Source organism: Curtobacterium sp. GD1, assembly GCF_020882855.1.
GTDB lineage: Bacteria > Actinomycetota > Actinomycetes > Actinomycetales > Microbacteriaceae > Curtobacterium.
In genome coordinates, this window is sequence record NZ_JAFEVQ010000007.1 from 97,823 (window position 1) to 123,651 (window position 25,829).

A 25,829-nucleotide genomic window follows, 5' to 3' on the forward strand; every position below is an offset into this window, starting at 1 on the left:
TGCGTCACGGATCGGGCATGACATCTGTCACGGCCGACCCCGGCGTCCTCCGTACTGGGGACGGCCACTGTCCGGTAGGCGCGTTAGCGTGGGTGTATGCACCACGAGCCCGTCGTCACCGACCGACCCGCCACGGACGCCGTCCGGCGGGCAGCGCTCCTCGCCGCGCTGGACGTGGTCGAGGGCGGGCCCGAGGAACGCTTCGAACGGATCACGCGGATCGCGCGCGAGGCGTTCGGCGTCACCGGCTCGTTCCTCAACCTCGCGGGGGAGTCCGAGGTCTTCATCAAGTCGCAGCAGAGCGACACGGTGTTCGGCCCGACCATCCCGCTGCACGACACGTTCTGCGGCCGGACCCTCGCGGTCGACGGCCCCGTCGTGGTCCCCGATGCCCGCGCCGACGTCCGGTATTCCGACATGCCGATGGTCGTCGACGACCCGAACGTGCGGTTCTACGCCGGGGTGCCCCTGCGGGTGGGCGACGACGACGTCAAGGTCGGCACGCTCTGCCTCATCGACCCGGCACCGCGCACGCTCGACGACGACGACCTCGCGCTGCTGCAGGAGCTCGGCGTGTGGGCGGAGCGCGAGCTCGCCGCCGGCGCCGACGAGGACCGTCTCCGCTCGGTGCTCGCTGGACTCGAGCCGGCCGGTGTCGACCTGCCCGGGTACCGCGTCGGCGGCATGTCCAAGCCGCACGGGGTCGTGTCCGGTGACTTCCACGACTGGCACGTCGACGGGGCGTCGCTCTCGGTGACCGTCGCCGACGTCATGGGCAAGGGGATGTCCGCCGGGCTCCTCGCCGCGACCATCCGTGGCGCGCTGCTCGCCCGGGGGACCTCGTCGTCCCGCGATGCCGTGGCGGCGCTCGAGGCCCAGGTCGCCCCGGACCTCGGTCGTGCCGAGTCCTTCGCGACGCTGTTCCACGGCCGCCTGACGACCTCGACCGGGCGGATGGAGTTCACCGACGCGGGGCACGGTCTCGTGCTGCACCTGCACTCGGACGGCACCGAGACCGTGCTGCGCTCGTACGACCTGCCGATCGGGCTGCACCCGGTCGGTGCCGCGCGGGTCACCGGGACGCTCGAGCTGGAGCGCGGGGACGTCCTCATCGTCGTGAGCGACGGGGCGCTCGAGCTGTGGGACTCCACGCTCGCGTCCCTCGGTGCGCTCGGGGCGATGTGGCGGGACGCGCCGGAGCTCGACGTGTTCTTCGGGCGGGTGCGGGCGCGTGCGGCGACGCACGACCCGGGGGACGACCTGACGGTCGTGGTCGTCGCGCGCGACTGACGGGGCGCGGGCGGGCGGGGCGCCGAGAGGGCACGTTCTGTCGCGCTCGGCGCCGGCGGGCGGCACTTCGTGCGCCCTCGGCGGACGTGAGCGGCGTGTTGTGCTCGTTCGCGGGGGCACCCGGCGCGCGTGCGGCCTGGAGGCGCGGGTCGGCCTGGCGTCGTGCCTCCCGTCCGACGGTCGCGCGGGTCAGGCGCCGAGAGGGCACGTTCTGTCGCGCTCGGCACCGGCGGGCGGCACTTCGTGCCCCCTCGGCGGACGTGAGCGGCGTGTTGTGCTCGTTCGCGGGGGCGTCCGGCGTGCGTGCGGCCTGGAGGCGCGGGTCGGCCTGGCGCTGCGCCTCCCGTCCGGCGGTCGCGCGGGTCAGGCGCCGAGAGGGCACGTTCTGTCGCGCTCGTCGCCGCGGGGCGGCACTTCGTGCGCCCTCGGCGGACGTGAGCGGCGTGTTGTGCCCGCGCGCGGGTCGTCCGGCGTGCGTGCGGCCTGGAGGCGCGGGTCGGCCTGTCGCCGCGCCTCCCGTCCGGCGGTCGCGCGGGTCAGGCGCCGAGAGGGCACGTTCTGTCGCGCTCGGCGCCGGCGGGCGGCACTTCGTGCCCCCTCGGCGGACGTGAGCGGCGTGTTGTGCCCGCTCGCGGCGCCGCGCGCGCCCGCGCCGGCGCGGGCGCTACGCGCCCAGGCGCTCGATGAGCTCGCGGTAGCGCTCGGCCGTCCGCCCCACGATCGCCTCGGGCAGCACCGGCGGCGTCCCCTGCCGATCCCAGTTCGCGCTGAGCCAGTCCCGGACGATCTGCTTGTCGAACGACTCCGTGCGGTTCCCCGACCGGGCGTCCCAGTAGCGGCTGGAGTCGCTCGTCAGGACCTCGTCGGCGATCCGGATCTGCCCCGAGGCATCACGCCCGAACTCGAACTTCGTGTCCGCGATGACCACCCCGCGGTCGAGCGCGATCGCCGCCGCCTCGGAGTAGACGCGGAGCGAGAGGTCCCGCAGCTGCGTCGCGACGTCGGACCCGACGAGGTCGACCGTCTGCTCGAACGAGATGTTCTCGTCGTGCTCACCGTGCGGCGCCTTGTACGCCGGCGTGTAGATCGGTTCGGGCAGCTGGTCGCCGTTCGACAGACCAGCGGGGAGGGGCACGCCGCAGACACTGCCGGACTGCTGGTACTCGGCCCACCCGCTGCCGACGAGGTACCCGCGGACGACGCACTCGACCGGGAACATCTCGAGCGGCATGACGTGCATGGAACGCGATGCCACCGACGACGGCACCGGGGTCCCGCCGGCGGACGGCGCGATGAGGTGGTTCGGCACGTCGGCCAGCTGGGTGAACCAGAAGCGGGACAGCCGGGTGAGGAGCTCGCCCTTGCCCGGGATCGGCGGCTCGAGCGCGAAGTCGTAGGCGCTCACCCGGTCGGACGCGACGAGGAGCAGCTCGGTGGCGCTCGCGACGTCGGCGGTGCCGGTGGGGACGTAGAGCTCGCGGACCTTGCCGGAGGAGACGTGCTGCCAGCCGTCGAGGACGGGCGCCGGGCTCATCGGGCGACCTTCGCGGCGATGTCGGTGCGGAACTGTGCTCCCGCGAGCGTGATGTCGCCCAGGCCGGCGTAGGCGCGGTCGCGGGCCTCGGCGAAGGAGGACCCGGTGGCGACGACGCTCAGCACCCGCCCGCCGGTCGCGACGAGCTGGTCGTCGAGGACCCCGGTGGCGGCGTGCGCGACGGAGACCCCCTCGCGCGCGTTCGCGGCGTCGATCCCGGTGATCGGCCGACCGGTCTGCGGGTTCTCCGGGTAGCCCTCGCTCGCGAGCACGACCGTCACGGCGGCCTCGTCGCGGAACGACGGCGCCGGGGTGCCCCCGAGCTGCCCGGTGGCCGCGGCGAGCATCAGCCCGCTCAGCGGGGTCGCCAGGCGGGGGAGGACGACCTGGGTCTCCGGGTCGCCGAAGCGCGCGTTGAACTCGATGACCCGGACGCCCTGCTCGGTGACGATGAGTCCGCAGTAGAGGAGGCCGACGAACGGCGTGCCCTCGTGCTCGAGCCGACGGACGGTGGGGAGCGCGACCAGGTCGGTGACCTCGTCCACGAAGGCCTGCTCGGACGCCCAGCGGTCGGCGAGCCAGGGCAGCGGCGAGTACGCGCCCATGCCACCGGTGTTCGGCCCGACGTCGCCGTCGCCCAGTCGCTTGTAGTCCTGTGCGGGGCTGAGCGGCCGGACGTCGTGCCCGTCGCTCAGGAAGAACAGGGAGACCTCTTCGCCGTCGAGGAACTCCTCGACCACGACGTGGCCGTGCTGCAGCCAGTAGGTGGCGTGGTCGATCGCTGCCTGGCGGTCCTCGGTCACGAGGACGCCCTTGCCGGCGGCGAGCCCGTCCGCCTTCACGACGTAGGGGGCGCCGAGCTCGTCGATCGCGGCGACGGCTTCGTCGACGGTGCCGGCGTACACCGGGCGCCCGGTGGGCACCGCCGCCTCGGACATGATCCGCTTCGCGAAGGCCTTGGAGCCCTCGAGCTGCGCGGCGGCCTTGCTCGGACCGAACACCGGGATGCCCCGCGTGCGAACCGGATCGGCGACACCGGCGATGAGCGGCGCCTCGGGACCGACGACGACGAGTTCGACACCGTTCTCGAGCGCGTACTCGGCGACGAGGGCACCGTTCGTCGGGTCGATCGAGACGGTCTCGACGTCGGCCGCGATGCCGGCGTTGCCCGGCGCTGCGGTGATGACGTGACCGGCCTGCTCTGCGAGGAGGGCCGTGATGATCGCGTGCTCGCGGGCACCGGAACCGAGGACGAGGATTCGCACCCGATCACCCTACCGATCCCGACTCGCCCGTTGCGATGCGACGGCTAGCCTGTGGACATGCCACCCAGGAGGATCGAGGACGCGGAGGGCCGCGCCGCGCTCACCGCCGTGCAACAGGGGGCCACCGCTCGGCCGACCCTGGCGACCGCGGTGCGGTGGTCGTTGCAGCGCCTCGCGGAGGACGTGCCCGGCAACAGCGTCGAGGTGCGGGTCCCGCCGTTCGCGGCGGTCCAGGCCGTCCCCGGTCCCCGACACACCCGTGGGACGCCGCCGAACGTGGTCGAGACGGACGCGGCCACGTGGCTCGCGCTCGCCACCGGCGAGCTGCGCTGGGACGAGGCCGTCGCGCAGTCGCGCGTCAGCGCGTCCGGGTCACGTGCGGACCTGACGGACTTCCTGCCGGTGCGTCTGGCCGTCTGAGACGGCCGCCGACACGGGACAGCAGACGGCCCCGAAGCGGGACAGCAGACGGTCGCGGAGCAGCCAGCAGACGGTCGCGTGTGCCAGACGGGAGGAACGGTGCCAGCCCGCCCCGCGCCTCCTGGTCCATACGGACGCAAGTACTTAGTCGGCCTCACCGAATTAGGTAGTACCTACTGATGTGACGTCACCGACACGGCGAATACCGTAGAAGTCGCCGGGATTCGGACCCGACCCGAACGGGTCCGAACCCGGCGACAGGGTCAAAGGTACGCGACATTCCGTACATCCTGTCAACCGTTCCGGCGAGTCGTGCTGCATTCCGCAACGAACCTGCGGCTTCCGGAGGCGCGGTTGCGCCCGGACGACTCGCCGATCAGAGCAGCTCGGCGAGCTCCGTGCGCGCGTGCAGGTCCCACTTCGTGAACACCCGCGACAGATGGGCGTCGATCGTGCGCACGCTGAGGCCGAGCACCTCGGCGATGCGACGGTTGCTCATGCCCTGTGCGGCGAGCTCCGCGACCTCGTACTCGCGGTTGGTCAGCGGTGGCTTCACCCGTCCGGCCGACACCGCCATCCCGTGCGACGCGAGCACGCCCTGGGCCGCGATGATCCGGGTCCGTTCGTCGGCGCGGATCGCCTCGGCGTACTCGACGATGGCTCCCGCGAGCGGTCCGTCGACCCGGGTGGCGGCGTCGCGCATCCGCTCGAGGGACGCGGCGGAGTCCCGCCCGTTCAGCATGTCGTTCGTGTAGTGCAGCGTCTGCGCGTACATGACGTGCGTCCAGGACCCGCTCGCCGTCCCGCGCTCGATGATGTCGTCCGCGTGCCGCAGGCCCGCCGGGTTGCCGAGCACGGCCTCGGTCCACGCGATCGTCACCGCGATCTGCTCGCCGATGATCCGCATCGCCCGGAGCGGCGTCGACCGGGCGCGTTCGAGCGCTGCGGACGCTTCCTCGGCGCGGCCGGCGTAGGCGTACGACATCGCGAGCCGTGCCCACGGGTAGGCCGCGAACCCGCCGTGGTCCGCCACGTCGTACCGCTCGCAGGCGGCCGAGAACGCGGCGATGGCGTCGTCCCAGCGCCGCTGGCCGAGCGCGAGGTTGCCCTCGCCGATGAGCTCGAGCGTGAAGTCGTACTTCAGGTAGGGGCTGGACCGGCGGACCGGGACCTCGGTGATGAGGTCGGCGATGTCGCCCCGCCAGACCTGCAGCTGGTGCAGCACGGAGACGATCTCGCCGACGCTCCAGGGGGCGTCCTCGAGGTGCTCGACCGCGGTCGCCAGGCAGGCCCGGCCGAACGCCGCCGCCTCGTCCAGCCGGCCCCCGGTCGCGAGGGCCATCACCGCGCACGGCGCCAGGCAGAGGAAGGCGAACGGCACCGTCGCCGCGTGCACGATGCCCGAGCGCTCGAGTTCGGCACGGACCTCGTCGAAGCTGCCGCCCCAGCCGAGGTGGGCGAGCCGCAGCAGCCGGAGCCGTTCGACGGCGTCGCCGGAGACGAACCGTGCGGCGACGTCGGTGAGGGCCACCGCGGCGAGGACGTCGTCGTCGTGGAACTGCCGGATGTTCGCGAGGGTCTCGCACGCCTCGATCACGGCGTGGTCGTCGACCTCGGTCGGGGCCGAGCACACCACGGCCCAGGCGGCCTCGGCGTCGGCGCGACCGGCCTCGCGACCAGTGCTGTACGAGTGCGCGAGCGACCGCAGGCAGTGCGCGGCGACCCGTTCGCTCGGGCTGAGCGTGGTGCGCAGGGCCGCCGAGGCGAGGGCGATGCCGCTCTCGTGCTCCTGCAGCCGGACGGCGACCTGGGCGGCGTCGAGCAACTGGTCGACCGGGGGCAGCACGCCGCACTCCAGCGACCACAGCGCGGCACGGAGCCGGGCCGCCGGCGGGGCGCCCTCGGGGCGGTCGGTGCGGAACGCGTTGGCGCGGGCGAACAGCGCCGTGCGCCGGGCGACCGGGACGAGTGCCCGGACGACCTCGCCGACGAGCGGGTGCGACGGACGGACGACCGCGGCGCCGTCGTCGAGCGAGTCGATCCGGACGAGGCCGAGCGCCACCACCCGGTCGACGTCCCCGCCGCTGACGAGCCCGATCAGCCGCGCGAGGGGGATCGGGTCCGCGAGGGCGACGATGTCGACCACGTCGCGGAGGTCCTCCGGCAGCGAGCCGAGCTCGGTCCGGTACATGTCGGCGAGGCTGTTCGACGCCGTCACCCGGCCCCGCCAGTACCAGCCCGTCGCGGTCTGGTCGAGGGCACCGGAGGCGAGTGCGGACCGGACGACCTCGCGGATGTAGAGCGGGTTGCCGGCGGTGGCGCGGTGCACCCGCTCCGCCGACGCCGTCTCGAGCTGGGCACCGAGCGCCTCGGCGATGAGGGACGAGGTCTCGTGCAGGTCGAGCGGTTCGAGGTCGATGCGCTCCAGCAGGTCGTCCTGCCACAGGGCGCGCAGGGGTTCGGGGAGCGCGGTGAAGTCGCGGCACGTCAGCACGAGACGGGCACCCTGCTCGCGGACGAGCCACGCCACGTACCGCGCCGAGATCGCGTCGAGGTGGTCGGCGTCGTCCACGCGCAGGAGGACGTCGCGATCGGTGAGCTCCTCGCTCTCGCGGAGGCGCTGCTCGGCACCCCCGGCACCGACGAGCTCGGCGAGCGACCCGGGGAGCTCCCCGAAGCGCTCGGCCACCGCGCCGAACGGCATCGAGCGGCTGGCGGCGACGGCGGTGATCGGCACGACGAGGGTCCGGCCGGAGGTGTCACGCCCGGAGACGCGGTCGGTGACCCGCACCGCCGCCGAGCTCTTGCCGAGACCGGGAGCCCCGACGAGCGCGACGCTCCACCGGTGCTCGGCGACGACCGAGACGGCTCGGTCCTCCTCGCGACGCTGGAGGATCGGCCAGCCGATCCGCGCCGGGATCCGGGAACCACGAGTGGTCCGTTCGCGCATCTGCCGTACCTCCTCCCCGTGGATACCGATCGGTAGGGACCATCCTCTCCCGGATCGACCTGGCCGCACAGACCGGAGCACGTCCCACAGTGGGGGACAATGGGACCGTGAGCAACACCGATCGACCCGACGAACGACCGGCTCCGGCGCCGAACGCCGCCTCCTCCTCCGACGAGGTGACGATCCGTCGCGCCCCGAAGTTCGGCGTCTTCATCGTGGGCGGTGCGGTGCTCGGCTTCATCGCGACGCTCATCGTGGTGTCGCTCACCATGGACATCGACCGCGGGGACACGCAGGAGACCGCGAGCTTCGGCAGCCTGGTGGGGTACTTCAGCCTGTGGGGCGTCACGATCGGCGCCTTCGTCGGCGCGGTCGTCGCCGTCGTCCTGGACCGCGTGTTCTCGCGCCGTGCGGCTCGCCTCACGGCGGAGCGCGTCGAGGTCGAGCTGCCGCCCGAGACGGTGGACGGCGAGATCGAGGACCACGGCGACCAGGCGCGGTAGACGCGACCGGACGAACGGACGGGAGGCGCGGTGCCAGCTGGCACCGCGCCTCCAGTCCGTTGCTGGGTCGCGTTCGCGACCGTCGCTCAGCTGAGCTGGTTGGCCTCGACCCAGGACAGGTACTCCGGGCTGACCGTGCCCGTGACGTACTCGCCCGTGAAGCAGCTCATCTCGAGGTCCGTGACGTCGGAGCCCTCGATGATCGCGTCGCGCATGTCGCCGATCTCCTGGTAGATCAGGTGGTCGCTGCCGAGCACCTTGTTGATCTCCGGGATCTTCCGGTCGTGGGCGATGAGCTCCGCGCGGGTCGGCATGTTGATGCCGTAGACGTGCGGGTACCGGACCGGGGGAGCGGCGCTCGTGAACGTGACCTCGTTCGCACCGGCGGCGCGGGCCATCTCGACGATCTCGCGGCTCGTGGTGCCGCGCACGATCGAGTCGTCGACGATGAGGATGTTCTTGCCCTTGAACTCGGACGACATCGCGTTGAGCTTCTGGCGCACGGACCGCTTGCGCTCCGCCTGCCCCGGCATGATGAACGTGCGGCCGACGTAGCGGTTCTTGTAGAAGCCCTCGCGGTACTCGATGCCGAGCTTCTGCGCGACCTGCATCGCGGCCGGGCGGCTCGAGTCCGGGATCGGCATGACCACGTCGATGTCACCCGTGGGGGCGTACTGCGCGATCGTGTCCGCCAGGCGGTTGCCCAGCCGGAGGCGGGCGTCGTAGACCGAGATGCCGTTCATGACGGAGTCGGGACGGGCGAGGTAGACGTACTCGAACGAGCACGGCACCAGGCGCGGGTTCCTCGCGCACTGACGGGCGTGCATCTGGCCGTTCATCTCGATGAAGATCGCTTCACCGGGGGCGACGTCGCGGACGATCTCGTAGCCGCCGGACTCGAGCACGAGGGACTCGGAGGCGACGACCCACTCCGGCTTGCCGGCCTCGTCGAACTTGTGCCCGAGGATCAGCGGGCGGATGCCGAACGGGTCGCGGAACGCCAGCAGCCCGTGCCCGGCGATGGTCGCGATGGCGGCGTAGGAGCCCTCGACCCGCTCGTGCACGCGCTCGACGGCGTCGAAGACCTGCCCGGGGTCGAGGTCCTTGCCGCGCACCTGGCCCTGGAGTTCGTGCGCGAGCACGTTCACCAGCAGCTCGGTGTCGGAACTCGTGTTGAGGTGCCGCCGGTCGATGTCGAACAGCTCACGGGTGAGTTCCCGCGTGTTCGTCAGGTTGCCGTTGTGCACGAGGACGATGCCGTAGGGCGCGTTCACGTAGAACGGCTGGGCCTCTTCCTCGTTGCTGGCGGCACCCTTGGTGGCGTACCGGACGTGCCCGAGGCCCATGGTGCCCAGCAGGGCGCGCATGTCACGGGTGCGGAAGGACTCCCGCACGTGACCGCGGGTCTTGTGCATGTGGTGGATGTGACCCTCGACCGTGGCGATGCCCGTCGAGTCCTGTCCCCGGTGTTGCAGGAGGAGCAGTGCGTCGTAGATGGATTGGTTGGCGGGGCCCTGTGCAACGAGGCCGACGATGCCGCACATTCGCGGGTGTGCTCCAGACCGTAGAATCGGGGGGTACCGAACAAGTCTGCCATGTCACCGCGAAGGACTCAGCATGCCCAACCCGTACGCCGAAGCCGGAGTGGACACCGCCGCCGGTGACCTGGCCGTCGAACTCATGAAGTCCGCAGTCGCGGCCACCCACACCCCGTCGGTCATGGGCGGCGTCGGTGGCTTCGCCGGGCTCTACGACGTCTCGTTCCTGAAGGACTTCTCACGGCCGCTGCTCGCGACCTCCACCGACGGCGTCGGGACGAAGGTCGCCATCGCGCAGGCGATCGACAAGCACGACACGATCGGGCAGGACCTCGTCGGCATGGTCGTCGACGACATCGTCGTGGTCGGCGCCAAGCCGCTCTTCATGACGGACTACATCGCCTGCGGCCGGGTCGTCCCCGGGCGCATCGCGGACATCGTCGCCGGCATCGCCCGCGGCTGCTCGGAGACCGGCACCGCGCTGGTCGGGGGCGAGACGGCGGAGCACCCCGGGCTGCTCGGGCCGGACGACTACGACGTGGCCGGTGCCGCGGTCGGTGCGGTCGAGGCCGGGTCGCAGCTCGGCGCGCACCTCGTGCAGGACGGCGACGTCGTCGTGGCGATCGAGTCCTCCGGGCTGCACTCCAACGGGTACTCGCTCGTGCGGCACATCCTGTCGTCGCGCGGCGTCGGGTACACCGACTCGTTGCCGGAGCTCGGCGGCCTCGTCGGGGAAGCCCTGCTCGAGCCGACGCGCCTCTACACGACGCCGCTGCTGTCGCTCATCGAGCAGCACCCGGGCGCCGTGCACTCGCTGTCGCACGTCACGGGTGGTGGCATCGCGGCGAACCTGGCGCGCGTGCTGCCCGTCGGGTCCTGGGTCGAGGTCGATCGCTCCACGTGGGAGCCGCTCCCCGTCTTCCGTGTGCTCGCGTCGATGGCGGGCACGCCCATCGAGGACACCGAGGGCACCTGGAACCTCGGCATCGGCATGTTCGCGGTCGTGTCGGCCGCTGCGGCGTCGGACGTCATCGCGTCGCTCGGGGCCGCCGGGCTGCCGTCGTGGGCGGTCGGGACGATCTCGACCTCGGCGCGTGACCTCGACGGGTTCGAGCAGGGCGCGAAGGGCGTCGACGGTGGCGCGGTGCGGCTCGTGGGGGCGTACGCGGGCTGAGCGCGGGGGCGCGGGCCGCGCGGGCTCGAGGTCGCACGAACTGCCGTCCGGACTCCTTCCGGGCGGCAGTTCGTGCGACCGGGGCAGAACGGGCGCGGCAGGTCGTGCGACCTCGGGGTGGTCGTTCTTTGCGTGAGTGGGTCGTTGCGGGCGCGCGGGTGCGACATCGTCGCTGTCGTACGACGTCGAGGATGTCGTTCCGGGTCCGCGGGGCCCCGGCCGACGTCAGACGCGGGCGGCACGGCGACAGGGCGGCACCGGGCGGCACGCACGACGAAACGCCGCGCTGCCCCGGAGGGTGCGCGGCGTCGTCATCGAGCCTGGGTCAGGCGGACTTGTTCTGGTCCTGCTGCGGTTCGAACTCGTCGTCTTCTTCGAGCTGGTCATCACCGTATTGGTCTGCCCAGCGGTCGACGTAGGAGTTCTCGTCCGAGTGTTGCCCGGCGGAGAGCTCTCGTTCGAGCGCACCGTAGTTCGTCTCCGGGCTGAAGTACTTCAGTTCCCGGGCGACCTTGGTGTGCTTCGCCTTCTGACGGCCGCGCCCCATGCGTGACCCCCTCGTGATCGGCTCTGGTCCGGTCCTGGCGGGAGAGGAGTCACCCGGGGAACCGAACGGTTTCGTGGTTTGAAATCTGCCGATCACTCTACCATGTACCCCGATCTGGACGTCGCCGCGACGGCCCCGCCCACAGCAGAATCGAAGTGATGACAGACGACGCGCAGGCCCCGGCCGACCAGCACGCCCGGGTCGTGGTGATCGGCGCGGGTCAGGCCGGCCTCTCGGTGGGATACCACCTCCGCCGGCTCGGCCTGACGCCGGGGAGCGATCTGGTGCTGCTCGACCGGGCGCCGAGCACGGGTGGAGCCTGGCAGTTCCGGTGGGAGGCCCTCCGCCTCGGAGCCGCGCACCGCGTGCACGACCTGCCCGGGATGAACGCGATGGGCCTCCGGTTCGACGACGCGGACCGGTCGCGACCGGCGCGGGACGTCGTCGGCGAGTACTACCGGCGCTTCGAGCAGCACTACGACCTGCGGGTCCGTCGTCCGGTCTCGGTGTCGTCCGTGTCGCGCATCGGGGACAGCCCCGGAGCGTCCGGAGGCCTGTGCGTCACCGTCCGGACCGCCGACGGGCGCACGAGCCGGATCGGCGCCGAGGTCGTCGTGAACGCCTCCGGAACGTGGGGCACGCCCTTCGTCCCGTGGTACCCGGGTCGCGATGCCTTCGGCGGTCGGCAGCTGGACACGACGGAGTACCGGAGTGCGGCGGAGTTCGCCGGTCAGGACGTGGTGGTCGTCGGCGGTGGCACCAGCGCGATCGGGTTCCTGCTCGAGCTCGACGGCGTCGCCGCGCGGACCCGGTGGTTCACCCGGCGGCCGGTGGTGTGGTCGGAGTCGGCGGCGCTCGACCTCGAGTCCGCGGTGGCGGCGGTCGACGAGCAGGACCGGGCCGCCCGGGCGGGGGAGACCCTGCCGAGCATCGTCTCCGGCACCGGTGTCCCAGTGTCGCGCCGGATCCGTGCCGGGCTCGAGCGGGGTGTGCTGCAGGACTCGCCGATGTTCACCCGGCTCGACGAGACCGGCGTGGTCACGGCCGAGGGTGAGCACGTGCACGCCGACGCCGTGATCTGGGCGACCGGGTTCCGTGCGGACCTGCGGCACCTCGCGCCGTTGCACCTGCGGACCGCGGCCGGGGGCATCGTGGTCGAGGACGGTCGGTCGGTGGACCAGCCGCGGTTGTTCCTCGCGGGGTACGGGCCGCAGGCGTCGACGATCGGGGCGAACCGTGCCGGTCGGCGGATCGCCCGGCAGGTGATGGACGTGCTCGCGGGTGACGATGCGGGGTCGGCGCCGGCGGTCGGGTCCGACTGACCTCGCACGGTGCGACCTCGCCGACGCACCGTGCGAGGTTCCGCGCCCGGTGCGGGGCGGAGGCCGTCCCACCGAGCGCGGAACCTCGCACACTGGCGCCGGCGTCAGGCGGGCAGGGGCTCCTCGACGCCACGACGCCGGCGCGAGGCCAGCAGGAACACGGCGTCGAGCGAGAACCGCCCCGGCCCGGTCAGCGCCACCGCGAGGGACGCCACCGCGAGCACGAGGACGTACTCGAACCCGCCGTCCTGCGAATAGAACCCCGCGGACGCGTGCGCGAGCAGGCCGGCCACGACCATGTCGACCGCGAGCAGCACGCCGACGATCCGGGTCGCGACGCCGAGCACGAGGAAGACCCCGCCGACGAGTTCGAGCCCGGCGACGAGGGGCGCCGCGACCTCGGCGAGGGGGACGCCCATGCCGGAGAAGCCCTGGGACACGGAGCCGATCCCCTGCGCGAACTTCTGGGCGCCGTGGGCGATGAACACCACGCCGAGGACGATGCGGAGCACGGTCAGGCCGATGGAGGTCGATGTCGTTCGCATGCCGTCGAAGCTAACCGGTGACGCGTCATCATCCACCCCCGTCCGGGGGACTTCCCGGACATCACCAGAACATGCCCAGGCCCGGGTCCGCAGAAGCGCGGACCCGCGTTCAGGAATCGGCGCCGCGTCCGGTCTGCTGCTGCAGGCGGTCGATGTGCTCCGAGGCCTCGGCCTTGGTGAGGTCGGCCGGGAGTTCCTCGCCGGCCTCGCGGGCGAGGGTGTCGAGGTAGCTGCGCTGCGGCCCGGTCATGGGCTCGTCACCGGTGACCCACTGCTCGGGGTCCTTGCTGGCGTCGGTGCTGGGGTCGGGGCGGGCGCCGCCGAGGGTCTCGGGCTGGTCGGTGCGGTCGTCGATCGGGTCTGCGTCACTCATGGCGTGGACGCTACGCCGCACCCCCGACCGGAAACCCCACCGTGGCGTCCCCCGGACACGCGGCGCCCACGCCCGCGGCAGCGCCCACGCCCGCGGGAGCGCCCACCCGCGGCAGCACCCGCGGTCAGTCCGCGACCGCGGTGTACCGCACCAGGTCCGGACCGACCGAGCTCACCGCGATCGGGACCGACCGGTCCTCGCGGCGGATCCAGATCGTCGCGGCACGCTCGTCGATCCGCTCGACCTCGTGCAGGGTTCCGTCGATCAGGACGGCAGCGCGGACCAGGACGTGCCCGGTGCCCGAGCGCGGCGGCAGCCCCACGACGTCGTCGCCGAAGGCCGGGTACCGACCGGGCGACAGGAACGGCGACACCGGGGTGGTCACGATCTCGAGGCCCTCGTCGACCGCGCGCACCGCCACGAGCCGCACCGCCTGGTCGGTGGGGAGCGGCACGTCGACGACCGGGGCGTCCGCGGAACCCGCCAGTGCGCGGAAGGCGGGCCGACCGTCGGGGGCGAGCCGCGCCTCCAGGCCGTCGATCCGGACCCGACCGCGACCGCGCGAATCCGCGTACGTGCCGGGCTCGATGCCGGACCGACGCGCCTCGATGCGGGAGACCACCACGCGGTCCGGGCGGTACCAGTCGCGGAGCGTCGCCGGGTCGACCCAGCCGATGCGGTGCGTCGAGTCCTCGGCCGCCCGTTCGTCGAGCGCACCGAGGGGGTGCGGGCCGCGGACGGCGACGAGTCCCTCGTGCGGGCCGCCGGGCGTCGGCTCGTGGTCGAGCACCTCGACGCGCTTCGAGACCTTGCCGCCGTGCCCGTCGAACGTGGCGAACGTGCGCAGGTCGGAGATCGTCATGACGACAGATGCTACGACGACCGACCGTCGCCGCGTGGAGGCGACGGGACGAGGACGTGCATCTCGCCGGTGCACTGGGTCGGGTCGACGCCCTCGGCGGGACCGGCCGGACGGGTCGCGCGGCGCGGCTGCAGGCTGTTCCGCTGGGCCGACCGGAGCAGCCGGTCGTCCTCGGCGTCGTGCTGGACGACGCCGTGCGGGGAGCGGCGGAGTGCCGGGCGGATCGGCTCGCCGCGACGCTCCTGGCCGGGGAGCGGGCGGGATCGCCGGCCGTACAGGAGCTCGGAGGAGTCGAGCAGCCAGGGCACGAGCGCGACGGTCACGCCGTGCACGAGCAACAGCTTCTTCCGGATGCGACGACCGCGGTGGTTGTGGAGGAAGGTCTCCCACCAGTGCCCGACGATGAAGACCGGCGTGTAGACGGTCACGACCTCGGAGCCGTGCTCCATCCGGTGTGCCTTGATGTACTTGATGAGCGGCATCGAGATGTCGCGGTAGGGGCTCGGCACGATGGTCAGGGGGACCTCGATGCCGTACTCCTCCCACTGCGCCCGGAGTCGGGCCGCATCGGCGTCGTCGATCGCGACGTGCAGGGCCTCGAAGCTCGCGTGCTTCGCGGCGATCGCGTAGTCGAGGGCCTTGAGCACGGGCTTCTGCAGCTTGTTCACCAGGACGATCGCGTGGTCGCCGGTCGCGCCGAACCGGGTCTCCTCGTCGGCCTCGATCTCGTGCGAGACGTCGCGGTAGTACCGGTTCACGCCGAGCATGAGCACGAACAGGATCGGCATGATCAGGAACACGAGCCAGGCGCCGTGCGTGAACTTCGTGATCGTGACGATGACGAGGACGACGAACGTGAAGGTCGCGCCGGTGGCGTTGATGGCACGGGAGCGCATGACCTGCCCACGGTTGACCGGACCGTCCGCGGTGCCCGCCCGGTCCGCCCGCAGCAACCGCGTCCAGTGCACGATCATCCCGGTCTGCCCGAGCGTGAACGACACGAACACACCGATGATGTAGAGCTGGATGAGGCTCGTGACGTTCGCCCGGTACACGATCAGCAACGCCGCCGCGACGAGGGCGAGCACGATCACGCCGTTCGAGTAGATGAGCCGGTCGCCGCGGGTCGACAGGGCCTTCGGGGCGTACGAGTCGCGCGCGAGGATCGACCCGAGCAGCGGGAAGCCGTTGAACGCCGTGTTGGCGGCGAGCAGCAGCACCGCCGCGGTCGTCGCCTGGATCACGAAGAAGAGGACCGTGTTGTCGCCGAACGTCGCGGCCGCGATCTGCGCGATCAGGGAACGCTGCGGCGTCGTGGCGCACTGCGCGAAGCCCTGCAGGTCGCACGCGCTCTCGGCGTAGTGCACGCGGGAGATGAGGGCGAGCGTGATGAGGCCGACGAACAGCACGATCGCGATCGACCCCATGAACACGAGGGTCATCTGCGCGTTCTTGATCTTCGGGCGGCGGAACGCCTGCACGCCGTTCGCGATCGCCTCGACACCGGTCAGCGCCGAGCAGCCGGACGCGAACGCGCGGAGGAGCAGCAGGATGAACGCTGCCTGCGTCGTGTGCTCGACGTTCTGCACGGTGTAGGCGGCGGACTCCGCGACCGGGGCGTTGCCGGCCGCGGCCCGGACGAGCCCGACGACGACCATCACGAAGACGCTCGCCACGAAGAGGTAGGTCGGCACGGCGAAGGCCTTGCTCGACTCGCGGACACCCCGGAGGTTCGCGGCGGCGAGGAGCACGACGAACACCAGGGCCAGTTCGACCCGGAACTCGTTGAGGAACGGGAGCGCGGAGATGATGTTGTCCACGCCGGACGCGACCGAGACCGCCACCGTCATGACGTAGTCGACGAGCAGTGCGGAGGCCACGACGAGCCCCGCCTTCTCGCCGAGGTTCCGGTGCGCCACCTCGTAGTCGCCTCCGCCGGACGGGTACGCCTTGATGAGCTGTCGGTAGGACGCGACGACCACGACGAGCAGCAGCACGACGAGGGCGGCGACCCACGGGGCGAACGTCAGGAACGCCATCCCGCCGAGCAGCAGGATCATGAGGAGTTCCTGCGGCGCGTACGCCACGGAGGACAGCGGGTCACTCGCGAAGATCGGCAGTGCCAGGTGCTTCGGGAGGAGCTGTCCCTCGAGCTTCTCGGAGGGGAGGGGATCCCCGATCAGTCGCGCTTTCAACGACCGGATCTCGTTCGTCACGAGCGGCAAACCTACTCATTTCCGGGCGCGAGTCAACACGACCGACCCCGGTGGTATTCCCCGTCCGTGCCGGTTCGGGTCGGGCGCACCCCGGAAACCCCTTGCGGTTGACGCTGCGTCAACCTCTACCGTGGTCTGCATGAGGGATTCGACAGACACGGCAGCCGCAGCTGCGAAAGCACCGCACGGCATCGCCGACGTGGCGCGTTCCGCCGGTGTGTCGAGCCGCACGCTCCGGCACTACGACGCGATCGGCCTGCTGCCGGCGACCGCGGTCGGCGAGGGCGGGCTCCGACGCTACGACGACCGCGCGCTGGTCCGGTTGCAACGGATCCTCCTGCTGCGCGGGCTCGGACTCGGGCTGGCCGACGTCGGCCGGGTCCTCGACGGCGAGCAGGACGACGTCACAGCCCTCACGGCGCACGTCGCGTGGCTCGAACGCGAGCGCGACCGGCTCGCGCGGCAGCTCGCGGCCGTGCGGACCACCATCACGAGGATCGAGGAAGGACAGGACATGAACGCCACCGACACGTTCGACGGGTTCGACCAGACGCGCTTCCGGCAGGAGGTCGAGGAGCGCTGGGGGCCCGCGGCCTGGGACCGAGGCGCACGCTGGTGGGAGTCGAAGGACCCCGCCGCGAAGGAGGCCTTCCAGGCGGAACAGTGGGCGATCGCGCAGGACGCCGCAGCGCTCGCCGCGTCGGGCGCGGGTCCGGCATCGGAGGCCGGCACGGCACTCGCGCGGCGCCAGTTCGCCTGGCTCGCCGAGGCGACGCCCCCGGCCGAGCTCACCGCCGACCGGTTCCGCACGCTCGGTGACATGTACGTGCAGGACGAACGGTTCACGCACGCCTACGAGTGGGCGGGCGCGGGTGCCGCGCGCGCCCTGCGGGACGCGATGCACGCCCTGGCCGACCGCGGTCTGTGACGGACGACCCGCGCCTCCTGGCGGACTGCCTGGAGGCGCGGGTCGTCACCGTCTGTCGGCCGCCGGTCGTCAGAGGGACTTGCGCAGCGCCTCCAGGCCGTCGCGCAGACGCGTGACCGTGTCCGCACCGAGCGTGCCGCGGGTCGCCCGACGGCGGAGGTCCGCGCGGACCTGCTGCCGGAACGACGACAGGACCATCTCGACCTCGCGCAGGGCGCGGGCGCCCTCGGACGGGACGTCCACGGGCTCGTCGGCGGTCCGTCCGCGCGGTGCCTGCGCGCTCGCCGCGAGGTCGGCACGGAGCGACCGCATCGCCTCGCCCACCGAGGCGCGGACGCCGTCGGCCAGGGACTTCACCGAGTCGTTGACGCCGTTCTCGACCGCGGCGATCTCGTCGGCACGGGCGTCGAGCTCGGCACGGCCCGCGTCGGTGATCGCGTAGACGGTCTTCCGACCGTCCGCGGACTTCGTGACGAGCCCCTCTTCCTCGAGCTTGGCGAGCCGCGGGTACACGGTGCCGGCGCTCGGGACGTAGGTGCCGCCGAAGCGGTCGCCGAGGGCCTGGATGACCTCGTACCCGTGCATCGGGTGGTCCGCCAGCAGCACGAGCAGGTAGAGGCGCAGGTGGCCGTGCGCGAAGACGGGGCTCATTCGGGCACCTCGCCGTCGTTCACCGGGGCCGCGGGCGTGGTCGGCGCAGCCGGCGCGGTCGGTGTCGTCGGTGCCGTCGGCTCCGCGACGGGTGGGGCGTGCAGCACCGCGATGTCGCCGGACACCGAGTTCACCTTGAGGTCGAGCCACTGCCCGGACAACTCGCCGCCCTGCTTGACGTAGGAACCCCGCACGCCGCGGATCTCCGAGTCGTCGAACTGCAGCTTGCCCGAGGCGGTGCTGACGGTGCACTGGTAGGGCACGCCGTCCTCGAGTCGGACGCTCACCGCACCGGACACCGTGTTGACGCGGGCCTGGTCGGGGGTGCCGTGCAGGTCGAGCACCACGTCGGCGCTCACCCCGTCGGCCGAGAACCGCGGGATCGCCCCGGTCGCCACGACGTCGCCGGACACGGTGTGGACCGTCAGTGCACCGTCGAGCTCGCGGATGGTCGTCGTGCCGGACACCGCGTTCACGGTGACGTCACCCGCGACGTCGTCGACGACGAGGTCGCCGGACACCGTGTTGAGCGTGGCGCCGCGGTTCGTGCCGGACAGCAGGGCCCCGGCCGAGACGACGCCGAGGGTGACGATGGCGTCGCGGGGCACGAGGACGCTGACGTCGGCGTGGGCCTTGCCACGGAACGACTTCAGGAAGCCGATCGGGTCGTCCCACCGGACCTGCGGGTGGTCGATCGTGAGCGTGTCGCCGTCGAGCTCGATCTTCATCGGCTTGCCGGACACGCTGTGCACCTCGACGCGGGCGGTCGGCTCGTCGTGCGCGACGACGTCCACCTGTCCTCCGGCGAGGCCCACGCGCAAGCGGCGGACGATCCCGGTGTCGATCACCTTCGGCTCCTCGACGAGCCACTTCTCCTGGGCCATGTTGCCTCCTCGAACTCGCGATGTATCGCGTCTGTGGCAGACACGTTATATCGCGACCCGGACGCACGCAAGGGCTCTAGGCGACCTCCGAGGCGGCGGCGACCCGCGCCTCCTGGACCGGTGTGGCGGCACGCGTCCGTTCCGGGCTCCACGGGAACCGGCGGAAGACCGGCATGAGCGGCTGCACCATCGGACCGATCGCGAACGCCGCGACCACGGTGCCGGCTCCGACGTCGCCGCCGAGGAACCAGCCGACGATCACGACCGAGACCTCGATGACGGTCCGCGCCACCCACACCGGCCAGCCGAGGCGCTCGTGCAGGCCGACCATCAGGCCGTCACGAGCGCCCGTGCCGAAGCCGGCGCCGATGTAGAACGCGGTGGCGACCGCCAGGAGCACCAGCCCGGCGACGAACAGGAGGACCCGGCCGACGAGTTCCGACGGCGTCGGGACGAGCCAGAGCACGAGGTCGGCGCTCGGTCCGATCGCCAGGGCGTTGAGCAGCGTCCCGATGCCCGGCTTCTGGCGGAGCGGGATCCAGAACAGCAGGATGATGCCGCTCGACACCACGGTGATGACGCCAAAGGACCACGGCACCACGTTCTCGAGGCCCTCGGTGAGGACCGTCCACGACGAGACCCCGACGACCGCACGCACCTGCAGTGCCGTCGAGGCGCCGTAGAGGAACAGGCCCACGAAGAGCTGGGCGAAGCGGAGCGTGAGGGCGGTCGAGCGGGGCATGGCTCGATCGTCGTGGAGATTGGACTGCGGGTCGAGAACCAATTCCGCTACCGTGGATCCATGACCCCGGTCCTGCTCAGTGCCCGATCCGCAGCGCTCCTCCTCACCGACTGGCGCGCCGGTACCGACGCCCCCGCGTACGAGGCGCTGTCCGACGCGCTGCGCGTGCTCGTCATCGACGGGCGGATCCCGCAGGGCGTGCGGCTGCCCGCCGAGCGGGGCCTCGCCACCGCGCTGGGCGTCTCGCGCACCACGGTCGCGAACGCGTACTCGAGGCTCCGGTCCGACGGCTTCGTGGTGTCGCTCCGGGGGTCCGGCAGCGTGGTCCGGCTCCCGGCCGGGCTGATCGGCCGACCGGACCCGGAACGGCTCGGCGGTGTCGTCGACGACGACCTGCTCGACCTCCGCAAGGCCGCACTGCACGCGGCTCCCGGGATCGCCGAGGCGGTCGAGCGCGCGGTGCGGCACGTGCCCGCGGCGCTCGCCGGCATCGGGTACGACACCGTCGGGGACCCCGGGCTGCGCGCGGCGATCGCCGAGCGGTACACCGAACGCGGCCTGCCCACCGACCCGTCCCAGGTCGTCGTGACGATCGGGGCGCAGCACGCGATCGCCCTGCTCGCCCGGGTGCTCGTCCGCCGGGGCGACGCCGTCCTCGTCGAGTCCCCGACCTACCCGCACGCGCACGAGGCCTTCCGCGAGGTCGGCGGTCGACTCGTCGGCGTGCCCGTCGACGCGCGGACCGGGTGGGACGCCACGGCGCTCGAGACCACGATGCGCCGCACGGCGCCGGCGGTCGCGTACGTCATGCCGGAGCTGCACAACCCGACCGGAGCGACGATGTCCGCGTCCACCCGGGAGCTCCTGCTGTCCGTCGCCGCGTCGACCGGGACGACGGTCATCGCGGACGAGACCATGGGCGAGCTGCGGATCGAGGGCTCGCCGTCCCTGCCGTTGGCAGCGGCCGACCCGTCCGGGGCATCGGTCGTGATGATCGGGTCGGCCGACAAGGTGTTCTGGGGCGGCCTGCGGATCGGTTGGATCCGCGCCGCACCGGCGCTCCTGCAGCGGCTGCTCCTCGCCCGGCCGACGGGCGACCTCGGCACGCCCGTGCTCGACCAGTTGGTCGCGCGGGAGCTCGTCCCGCGGACGGCGGCGGTCCTGGAGGCGCGGCGCGAGTACCTGCGTCAGGGTCGCGACGACGTCGTGGGTGCGTTGCGCGCGCGGCTCCCGGAGTGGGACGTGCCGTCGCCGGCGGGCGGGTTGACGACGTGGGTCGGGCTCGGGCGACCGGTGTCGAGCGCGCTGGTGCTCGCCGCACGCGCCGAGGGCGTCGTGCTGGCGTCCGGCGGGGTCTTCGGGCTGGACGGTGGGTTCGAGCGGTTCCTGCGGGTGCCGTTCACGATGTCCCCGGCCGACCGGGTGCGGCTCGTCGACGTGCTCGAACGGTCGTGGGCACGGATCGGTGGCGACGCCGCCGGCGTGCGGGGGTCGCTCGCCGCGGTGGTGTGACGCGCCCTCCTCGCTCGGCAGTGTCATCCTCCGGGGTGACGCCCCTCGTGCGATCTGGCTCTGCGGAGTGATGCGTGCGACGCCCGGCCACCGGGATCCTGGTCCCATGGAGACGACCATGCACGCCGGCACGACGGCCCGTCCGGCGCCCGCTCCGACCCACGCGGTGCCCGCCGCCGCCCGGGTCTCGATGGCGCTCACGGGGGCACTGCTCGCCGGGGTGCTGACCTCGTTCGGGCAGGCGGTGCCCGGACTCTCCTCCGTCGCGAACTCCGCCGGACCCTGGTTCGTCGTCGCGGCTGCGCTGTGCCTGCTCGCCGGTGTGCGGTCGGGGCGCTGGGCGTCGCCGGTCGCGATGGTGCTCGGCGTCGTGCTCCTCGAGCTCATGCACGTGGGGTACTGGGCGGCGACGAACCTGCGCGGCTACCCGGACGTGCTGTCGATCACGAACTTCTGGGTCCTGATGGGCATCCCCGCCGGGGTGCTCGCGGGTGCGGTCGCGGTGGCACTCCGGTCACGGGACGTCGGGTGGCGCGGGGCAGCGCTCGGGGCGACCGCCGCCGTGCTGGTCGGCGAGGGCGTCCGGGCCCTGCTGCAGGTCGCGGACACCACGGGGCCGGTGACCTGGGTGGTCGAGATCGTCGTCGGTCTCGCGGTCCTCGTCGTGGCGGTCGTGACGGCACGGACCCCGCTCGGCCGGATCGTGGCGCTCGCGACCGGCGTGCTCGGGACCGTGGGCGTGCTCGGCGCGTACCTGCTCCTCGGCGGCTGAGCGCGTCGAGGGACGCCCTGCAAGGATCAGGGTGTGCACCTCCTCTCGGTCTTCAGCCTCCGCAACCGGGCGCTCATCGCGCTCGTCACCGTCGTCGTCGCGGTGTTCGGCGGCATCGCGCTGACGAGCCTCAAGCAGGAGCTCATCCCCAGCGTCCAGTTCCCGCAGGTCGCCATCGTCAGCGCGTACCCCGGTGCCACGCCCGAGGTCGTGTCGAACGACGTGTCGACGAAGATCGAGCAGGCGATCCAGGTCGTGCCGAACCTCGAGTCGACCACCGCGACGTCGTCGACCGGGCAGAGCGTCGTCTCGGCGTCGTTCGACTACGGATCGAACCTCGCCAGCGCCGAGGACAAGATCCAGACCGCGGTGAACGCCCTGTCGCTCCCGGACACCGTGCAGACGCAGATCGTCACCGGGTCCTTCGACGACCTGCCCGTGCTGCAGCTCGCCGTCACGGGGAAGGGCGACCAGGAACAGCTGGTCGACCGGCTGAACGCCACGGCGATCCCCGACATCGAGAAGCTCGACGGGGTCCGGCAGGCCGACGTCTTCGGCAACCCGGGGCGCCGCGTCGTGATCACCCCGGACACTGACGAGCTCGCGTCGCGGGGCCTGAGCACCCAGTCCATCGCGGACGCACTCGACGACAACGGGACGCTCGTCCCCGGTGGCACGATCACCCAGGATGGCACGACGCTGTCGGTGCAGACGGGGGAGCGGATCGCCTCGATCAAGGACATCGAGGGGCTGCCGTTGACCGCGTCGTCGAGCGGCGGGTCGTCGTCCGGGACCGCGTCGTCCGGCAGCTCTGGAGCCGACGGGGCGGGCGCAACCGGTTCGGCGGACGCGACCGGGTCGGCGGACGGGACCAGTGGGACGGCGGCGAGTAGTGCGGCGGGGGCGAGCGGCGCCTCCAGTGCGACCGCCGGTGGATCGACCGCCGGGACCGCCGCGACGACGCCGACCACCATCGGCGACGTGGCGAAGGTCGCGATCGAGGAGTCGCCGCGCACCTCGATCAGCCGCGTGAACGGCGAGACGGCACTGACCATCGCGATCACCAAGACGCAGGAAGCGAACACCGTCGACGTCTCGAAGACGGTCCGCGACGCCCTCCCCGGCATCGAGGCGAAGGTCGCCGGCGACCCCCGGTTCACCGTCGTGTTCGACCAGGCGCCCTACATCCAGCAGTCCATCGACTCCCTCGCCGAAGAGGGGCTCCTCGGCCTCGGGTTCGCCGTCGTCGTGATCCTGCTGTTCCTGCTGTCGGTGCGGTCGACGATCGTCACCGCGATCTCGATCCCGACCTCGGTGCTCCTCGCCGCGATCGGCATGCGGGCGACCGGGTACACGCTGAACGTCATCACGCTCGCCGCGCTCACCATCGCGATCGGACGCGTGGTGGACGACTCGATCGTGGTCATCGAGAACATCAAGCGGCACCTGCAGCCCGGGGTGGACCGGACCCGGGCGGTGCTCGACGCCGTCCGCGAGGTGGCCGGCGCCGTCACCGCGTCGACCCTCACCACCGTCGCCGTCTTCCTGCCGGTCGCGTTCGTCGCGGAGCTCGTCGGCGAGCTGTTCCGGCCGTTCGCCCTGACCGTGACGATGGCGCTCGTGGCGTCGCTGCTGGTGTCGCTGACGATCGTCCCGGTGCTCGCGTACTGGTTCCTCCGGACGCCTGCCGCCGGTGGCACCGTCGCTGGTGGCGCTGCTGCCGGCGGTGCTGCTGCCGGTGGGGCTGCTGCCGGTGGGGCTGCTGCCGACGGGTCCGCTGCGACCACCGCGCTGTCGTCCGCCGAGGACCTGCACGACGCCGGCACGTCCGACCGGCTCCGGCGCGGGTACCAGCCCGTGCTCCGCTGGGCCATCGGTCGGCCGGCGCTCGTGGTGGTCCTTGCGGTCCTCGTGCTCGGCGGCACCGCGGCCGCCGTGCCGTTCGTCAAGACGAACTACCTCGGCGACTCCGGGCAGAACACCTTCACCGTCACGCAGGACCTCGAGCCGGGGACGAGCCTCGACGAGCAGTCCGACGCGGCGCAGGAGGTGGAGCGCGTGCTCCGCGGTGTCCAGGGTGTGCAGACCGTGCAGACCACCATCGGGACGAGCGGGCAGTCGATCCAGGCGGCCTTCGGGGGCGGGGCGTCGGCCTCCGTGCAGTACAACGTGACGACGGACGCCGGCGACGACCAGACCACCATCCAGTCCACCGCGCGCGACCGCATCGACCGGATCGACGGCGTCGGCGAGGTCAGCCTCTCGTCGGCCGGTGGCGGTTTCGGCGGTTCGAGCGACATCGAGGTCGACGTCACCGCGCCGACCCAGGCAGAGCTCCGGACCGCGGCGGCGTCGGTGCTGCGCGAGATGCGGAAGGTCGACGGCACGACCGGCGCGACGAGCAACCTGTCGGCGTCCGAGCCGTACCTCGCCGTCCGGGTCGACCGGCAGGCGGCCGCGGAGCGCGGGCTGACCGAGACGCAGGTCGGCGGGATCGTCGCCGCGGCGGTCTCGCCCCGCGACACCGGCACGATCGAGATCGACGACGCGACGCTCGACGTGTACATCGCCGACCCCGAGCCCCCGACGACCGTCGCAGCACTGCGGTCGCTGTCCGTCCCCACCTCGACCGGGTCGGTGCCGCTGTCCGACCTGGCGACCGTCGAGCAGTCCGAGGGGCCGACGTCCATCACGACGTCGAACGCCGTCCGGACGGCCACGATCACGGTGACCCCGGACTCGACGAACCTCGGCGCCGCCGTGCAGAACGTGACGGCGGCCGTCGACGCGCTCGACCTGCCGCGTGGCGCATCCGCCGAGATCGGCGGTGTCGCCTCGAGCCAGTCGTCGGCGTTCAGCCAGCTCCTGTTGGCCATGCTCGTCGCGGTCCTGATCGTCTACGTGATCATGGTCGCGACGTTCCGGAGCCTGCGGCAGCCGCTGCTGCTGCTCGTGTCGGTGCCGTTCGCGGTCACCGGCGCGCTGCTCCTGCAGATCGTGACGGGGATCCCGCTCGGTGTGGCGTCGCTGATCGGCCTGCTCATGCTCGTGGGCATCGTGGTGACGAACGCGATCGTCCTCATCGACCTCGTCAACCAGTACCGGCGCCGGGGGCTCCGCGTGCACGATGCCCTGATCGAGGGTGCGACCAGACGACTCCGGCCGATCCTGATGACCGCACTGGCGACGATCTTCGCGCTGCTCCCGATGGCCGTCGGGTTGACCGGCCGGTCCGGGTTCATCTCGCAGCCGCTCGCGCTCGTGGTCATCGGCGGGCTGGTGTCGTCGACGCTGCTCACCCTCGTGGTGCTGCCGTCGCTGTACGCCCTCGTCGAGGGGCTCTTCGAGCGGCGTGCCGATCGGCGGGCGGCGCGTGAGGCCGCGGCGGGGGAGGCCACGGCGCGTGAGGCCGCTGCAGGGGAGGCCACTGCGCGTGAGGCCACGGCGGGGGATGCCGCGGCACGCGGGGCCGCGGCGGGGGAGGACTAGCGGCGGTACTCCGCGTCGATCGACGAGATCGGGTCGACGACGGAGGCCGCCGGCGCCGCCGCGGGTGCCTCCTCGCGCTCGACGGCACGGAACCACGACACGAGGACGCACGTCAGCGTCACGAGGAACACCACGCCGGCGCCCTGCGACAGCACGGTCATCCGTCCGGTCACGGCCGCGTACCCGCCGAAGGCGACCGCGGCGGTGAACGACAGACCGAGCAGGAGCTCGGCGAACGTCTGCAGCGAGGAGTGCCGCTCCCAGCGGGACGCAGTCGCGTGTGCAGGGCGCATCGAGGTGTCGGTCACCCCC

Annotated in this window: 22 protein-coding genes; 9 read left to right on the plus strand and 13 right to left on the minus strand. The window is 72.3% G+C overall.

The features are described from left to right. Positions 1-96 precede the first annotated feature (96 nt). Positions 97-1,290, plus strand: a complete 1,194-nt coding sequence (locus JSX79_RS05660) for a GAF domain-containing SpoIIE family protein phosphatase (protein ID WP_229085415.1) — start codon at positions 97-99, stop codon at positions 1,288-1,290. A gap of 664 nt (positions 1,291-1,954) precedes the next feature. On the opposite strand, the gene JSX79_RS05665 is transcribed toward JSX79_RS05660, so the two are convergent. Both JSX79_RS05665 and purD read right to left on the minus strand, forming a co-directional pair. Beyond that, positions 1,955-2,824, minus strand: a complete 870-nt coding sequence (locus JSX79_RS05665; RefSeq protein ID WP_229085416.1) for a phosphoribosylaminoimidazolesuccinocarboxamide synthase — start codon at positions 2,822-2,824, stop codon at positions 1,955-1,957. Continuing rightward, positions 2,821-4,089 carry a phosphoribosylamine--glycine ligase gene (purD, locus tag JSX79_RS05670; RefSeq protein WP_229085417.1) on the minus strand — a complete coding sequence of 423 codons (1,269 nt, stop codon included), beginning with the start codon at positions 4,087-4,089 and terminating at the stop codon, positions 2,821-2,823. The genes JSX79_RS05665 and purD overlap by 4 nt, the downstream gene beginning before the upstream one ends. A 57-nt stretch (positions 4,090-4,146) precedes the next feature. Here purD and JSX79_RS05675 point away from each other — a divergent pair, with 57 nt between their 5' ends. After that, complete coding sequence (locus JSX79_RS05675) at positions 4,147-4,509, plus strand: sterol carrier family protein (protein ID WP_071294508.1); 363 nt, start codon at positions 4,147-4,149, stop codon at positions 4,507-4,509. A gap of 376 nt (positions 4,510-4,885) precedes the next feature. Here JSX79_RS05675 and JSX79_RS05680 read toward each other — a convergent pair whose 3' ends face one another. After that, on the minus strand, positions 4,886-7,459 hold the full coding sequence (locus JSX79_RS05680) for a helix-turn-helix transcriptional regulator (RefSeq protein WP_229085418.1): 2,574 nt from the start codon (positions 7,457-7,459) through the stop codon (positions 4,886-4,888). Positions 7,460-7,566: 107 nt separating this feature from the next. Here JSX79_RS05680 and JSX79_RS05685 point away from each other — a divergent pair, with 107 nt between their 5' ends. After that, the gene (locus JSX79_RS05685) at positions 7,567-7,962 is read left to right on the plus strand and encodes a hypothetical protein (RefSeq protein WP_229085419.1); all 396 of its coding nucleotides are present in this window, start codon (positions 7,567-7,569) and stop codon (positions 7,960-7,962) included. Between the two features lie 86 nt (positions 7,963-8,048). Here the strand turns inward: JSX79_RS05685 and purF are convergent, their stop codons facing one another. Continuing rightward, positions 8,049-9,506 carry an amidophosphoribosyltransferase gene (gene purF / locus JSX79_RS05690; RefSeq protein ID WP_070417002.1) on the minus strand — a complete coding sequence of 486 codons (1,458 nt, stop codon included), beginning with the start codon at positions 9,504-9,506 and terminating at the stop codon, positions 8,049-8,051. 73 nt (positions 9,507-9,579) lie between these two features. Between purF and purM the strand changes: the two genes are divergently transcribed. Beyond that, on the plus strand, positions 9,580-10,674 hold the full coding sequence (gene purM, locus JSX79_RS05695) for a phosphoribosylformylglycinamidine cyclo-ligase (RefSeq protein WP_070417001.1): 1,095 nt from the start codon (positions 9,580-9,582) through the stop codon (positions 10,672-10,674). A gap of 325 nt (positions 10,675-10,999) precedes the next feature. Here the strand turns inward: purM and JSX79_RS05700 are convergent, their stop codons facing one another. Next, positions 11,000-11,221: a DUF3073 domain-containing protein gene (locus tag JSX79_RS05700; protein ID WP_070417000.1), complete on the minus strand. Its 222-nt coding sequence runs from the start codon at positions 11,219-11,221 to the stop codon at positions 11,000-11,002. A gap of 158 nt (positions 11,222-11,379) precedes the next feature. On the opposite strand from JSX79_RS05700, the gene JSX79_RS05705 reads away from it, so the two are divergent. Continuing rightward, on the plus strand, positions 11,380-12,543 hold the full coding sequence (locus tag JSX79_RS05705; RefSeq protein WP_229085420.1) for an NAD(P)-binding domain-containing protein: 1,164 nt from the start codon (positions 11,380-11,382) through the stop codon (positions 12,541-12,543). A gap of 104 nt (positions 12,544-12,647) precedes the next feature. Here the strand turns inward: JSX79_RS05705 and JSX79_RS05710 are convergent, their stop codons facing one another. The 4 genes from JSX79_RS05710 to JSX79_RS05725 all read right to left on the minus strand — a co-directional run bounded on the left by JSX79_RS05710 (position 12,648) and on the right by JSX79_RS05725 (position 16,548). Then, a complete protein-coding gene (locus tag JSX79_RS05710) occupies positions 12,648-13,088 on the minus strand; it encodes a DoxX family protein (protein ID WP_229085421.1) in 441 nt (146 codons plus the stop codon). Positions 13,089-13,197: 109 nt separating this feature from the next. Beyond that, positions 13,198-13,461, minus strand: coding sequence for a DUF3072 domain-containing protein (locus JSX79_RS05715; protein WP_070416997.1), 264 nt, complete (start codon positions 13,459-13,461; stop codon positions 13,198-13,200). 124 nt (positions 13,462-13,585) lie between these two features. After that, complete coding sequence (locus JSX79_RS05720; RefSeq protein ID WP_229085422.1) at positions 13,586-14,323, minus strand: hypothetical protein; 738 nt, start codon at positions 14,321-14,323, stop codon at positions 13,586-13,588. A gap of 11 nt (positions 14,324-14,334) precedes the next feature. Further along, on the minus strand, positions 14,335-16,548 hold the full coding sequence (locus tag JSX79_RS05725; protein WP_071294480.1) for an APC family permease: 2,214 nt from the start codon (positions 16,546-16,548) through the stop codon (positions 14,335-14,337). A gap of 130 nt (positions 16,549-16,678) precedes the next feature. Here JSX79_RS05725 and JSX79_RS05730 point away from each other — a divergent pair, with 130 nt between their 5' ends. Beyond that, positions 16,679-17,467, plus strand: a complete 789-nt coding sequence (locus tag JSX79_RS05730; RefSeq protein WP_229085423.1) for a MerR family transcriptional regulator — start codon at positions 16,679-16,681, stop codon at positions 17,465-17,467. A 69-nt stretch (positions 17,468-17,536) separates the two neighbouring features. On the opposite strand, the gene JSX79_RS05735 is transcribed toward JSX79_RS05730, so the two are convergent. From JSX79_RS05735 to JSX79_RS05745, 3 genes are all read right to left on the minus strand, one after another. After that, positions 17,537-18,118, minus strand: coding sequence for a PadR family transcriptional regulator (locus tag JSX79_RS05735; protein WP_071294482.1), 582 nt, complete (start codon positions 18,116-18,118; stop codon positions 17,537-17,539). Next, the gene (locus JSX79_RS05740) at positions 18,115-19,002 is read right to left on the minus strand and encodes a DUF4097 family beta strand repeat-containing protein (protein WP_229085424.1); all 888 of its coding nucleotides are present in this window, start codon (positions 19,000-19,002) and stop codon (positions 18,115-18,117) included. The genes JSX79_RS05735 and JSX79_RS05740 overlap by 4 nt, the downstream gene beginning before the upstream one ends. A 76-nt stretch (positions 19,003-19,078) precedes the next feature. Beyond that, positions 19,079-19,744, minus strand: a complete 666-nt coding sequence (locus JSX79_RS05745; protein ID WP_229085425.1) for a YitT family protein — start codon at positions 19,742-19,744, stop codon at positions 19,079-19,081. A 60-nt stretch (positions 19,745-19,804) separates the two neighbouring features. Between JSX79_RS05745 and JSX79_RS05750 the strand changes: the two genes are divergently transcribed. From JSX79_RS05750 to JSX79_RS05760, 3 genes are all read left to right on the plus strand, one after another. Further along, positions 19,805-21,256 (plus strand): PLP-dependent aminotransferase family protein, encoded by a 1,452-nt coding sequence (locus tag JSX79_RS05750; RefSeq protein ID WP_229085426.1) that lies wholly within the window; start codon positions 19,805-19,807, stop codon positions 21,254-21,256. A 106-nt stretch (positions 21,257-21,362) separates the two neighbouring features. Further along, positions 21,363-22,028 carry a DUF6518 family protein gene (locus tag JSX79_RS05755; RefSeq protein ID WP_092384554.1) on the plus strand — a complete coding sequence of 222 codons (666 nt, stop codon included), beginning with the start codon at positions 21,363-21,365 and terminating at the stop codon, positions 22,026-22,028. 33 nt (positions 22,029-22,061) lie between these two features. Continuing rightward, complete coding sequence (locus tag JSX79_RS05760; protein WP_229085427.1) at positions 22,062-25,517, plus strand: efflux RND transporter permease subunit; 3,456 nt, start codon at positions 22,062-22,064, stop codon at positions 25,515-25,517. Here the strand turns inward: JSX79_RS05760 and JSX79_RS05765 are convergent. Beyond that, complete coding sequence (locus JSX79_RS05765) at positions 25,514-25,825, minus strand: hypothetical protein (RefSeq protein ID WP_229085428.1); 312 nt, start codon at positions 25,823-25,825, stop codon at positions 25,514-25,516. The two genes, JSX79_RS05760 and JSX79_RS05765, sit on opposite strands and share 4 nt — an antisense overlap. Between the last annotated feature and the right edge of the window lie 4 nt (positions 25,826-25,829).